The organism is Parvibaculum sp., assembly GCF_049672805.1.
In the GTDB taxonomy this organism is placed as follows: domain Bacteria; phylum Pseudomonadota; class Alphaproteobacteria; order Parvibaculales; family Parvibaculaceae; genus Parvibaculum.
Window position 1 is genome coordinate 1 of the sequence record NZ_JBATWS010000107.1, and the last position, 2,083, is coordinate 2,083.

3 protein-coding genes and 1 pseudogene are annotated in these 2,083 nt (G+C 60.4%); all 4 read right to left on the reverse strand.

The window, feature by feature from the left end; all coding sequences use genetic code 11:
- On the reverse strand, nt 1-244 hold a 244-nt coding region (locus tag WBF74_RS03455; protein WP_424435211.1), incomplete at its 3' end, for a HesA/MoeB/ThiF family protein.
- Nucleotides 245-274: 30 nt separating this feature from the next.
- Nucleotides 275-1,084 (reverse strand): acyl-CoA thioesterase domain-containing protein, encoded by an 810-nt coding sequence (locus WBF74_RS03460; protein ID WP_424435214.1) that lies wholly within the window; start codon nt 1,082-1,084, stop codon nt 275-277.
- Between the two features lie 92 nt (nt 1,085-1,176).
- A complete protein-coding gene (locus tag WBF74_RS03465) occupies nt 1,177-1,782 on the reverse strand; it encodes a 2-hydroxychromene-2-carboxylate isomerase (protein ID WP_424435217.1) in 606 nt (201 codons plus the stop codon).
- Between the two features lie 17 nt (nt 1,783-1,799).
- Nucleotides 1,800-2,083: pseudogene (locus WBF74_RS03470) on the reverse strand (short-chain dehydrogenase); the annotation flags it as partial.

Here is a 2,083-nt window from a genome sequence, read left to right on the forward strand (position 1 = left end):
TGCCATGCGCGATCTGGCGTTGCAGGTTTGAGAGCGACACGGTGTCATTGTCGATAATGCCGATGGTGCCGACACCTGCCGCCGCAAGATAGATCATGCAGGGCGAGCCAAGCCCGCCCGCACCGATGATGAGCACACGCGCCTTCAGGAGTTTTTGCTGGCCGGGGCCGCCAATCTCCTTCAGCACAATGTGCCGCGCATATCGCTCAAGCTGATCGTCTGAAAGCGTCATGGCCTCAGTCATAGCATGGCGCTGCGGCCCTGCGAAAATGCTTCAGTCGCGCGGTACGATGAGGTTGGTCTGGCAGGTCCGGCCAAGCACGCCCGCCTGATCGTAAAGTACGCCTTCGCTCATTCCCATGCCGGTCTGATGCAGCAGCGCGTCGGGCAGCACACCGATCCACTCGCCCTGCGGCGCGCGGGAAACATGCACCGACACATCGACATTGGGAAAACCGAAATCGGTCGGCCATGCCCCGCTCGCCGAAAGCCAGAAGGCAGACGCATTATCCGCCGCCGTGAAAAGCGTTCCGAGCAGCGAGGGGAAGGGCATGAGCGGACGCATCATGCGCGACCAGCGTATGGTCGGACGGCCCTTCGCATCCAGCTCATCGCGCATGTCGAGAATATGAAGGAAGTTCACATGCTCCGGCCGCCGCCCGTTCTGCCATTGCGGCAGGGTTTCGGGATCGACAGTCCAGTGTGTGCCCTGAGGCTCCGGTGTCAGCGGGGCCGATGTGTGGGGTGCGGGCTGCACGAAGATCGCCTGCCCCTTCGCGATGAGCTTGTCTGTTGCCGGATCACGCAGCACACACTCGGCAACGGCATTGCGCCGTCCCGCCTGCAACACACTGATTTCGGTTGAGAGAGGAGAGAGCGGCGCCGGGCGGAGAATGGTGACGCTGGAGGAAAGCGGCACGCCCCAGCCTTCCTTGCGCGCATGTTCTTCCATCGCCGCGCCGACAAGCCCGCCAACCGCGCCGCCGTAAAGCCCCCGAAAGGGACCGGCCGCATAGGCATCCGGCACCCAGACATCGCCCTCGCGGGAAAAGATCGGCGTTTTGACGGGAACACTCGCATTCATGGCGCACACACTCCGGCAGACGGAACAATTATCCGGGGATGTGCCACAGCCGCCCGCGCACGGCAACGCTCCCGCGATAAACGCCGCGTAAATCAGGCTTGCATGATCGCTTCTTCTACCTCGCGGAGCCGGTCCTTGCCGAAATAGATCTCGCCATCGACGAAAAAGGTCGGGATGCCAAAGCTGCCGCGCGCCACGCTTGCTTCCGTATTGGCGATGAGCTTCGCCTTCACATCGGCGTCCTGAATGCGGGCAAGAACATGCGTGCCATCAAGCCCGCCCGCATCAAGTGTGGATTTGATGATCTCGGCATCATCCATCTTGAGCTTCTGTTCCCACATCGCTGCCATCACCACCTCGATATAGGCGGGGAGAAAGCCGTCCATCTCCGCTGCCACCGCACCACGCATGATCTGCAGCGTGTTCACGGGGAAATGCGGGTTGAAGACATATTTCGTGAGACCATGCTTCTTCACGAAGCGGTCCATCTCGAGAGCCTGATATTCGTTTTTGTTCTTGATGCCGTGATTGGCAACCATGGGCGACACATTGTTCGTCGCCTTGAAGATGCCGCCGAGCAGCACCGGCACATAGGTAAAGGTCACACCGGTCCGCTTCTCGATCGCGGGCACGACCTTATGCGCGAGATAGGCATTCGGGCTGCCGAAATCGAAATGGAATTCCACTTGTTTGGTCATGGACGGGTTTCCTGCCCTCAGAATTTTTCCAGCCATGGCCGCAGATCCAGTTCATGCGTCCAGGCGCTGCGCGGCTGCCTATGAAGCTGCCAATAGGCTTCGGCAATGTGGTCCGGATTCAAAATGCCGTCTTCTTCCTTGAGCGCGTAGCGCTCAGGGAAATTGTCGCGGATAAAGGCCGTGTCGATGGCGCCATCAATGATCGTATGGGCAACATGAATGCCTTGCGGCCCAAGCTCCCGCGCCATGCTCTGCGCGAGGGCGCGCAGCGCAAACTTCGCGCCTGCAAAGGCTGCAAAAC

Excerpts from the sequence above, each read along its gene's own strand:
- WBF74_RS03465 (WP_424435217.1), bottom strand. The coding sequence starts at position 1,782 with ATGACCAAACAAGTGGAATTCCATTTCGATTTCGGCAGCCCGAATGCC.
- WBF74_RS03460 (WP_424435214.1), bottom strand. The coding sequence starts at position 1,084 with ATGAATGCGAGTGTTCCCGTCAAAACGCCGATCTTTTCCCGCGAGGGC.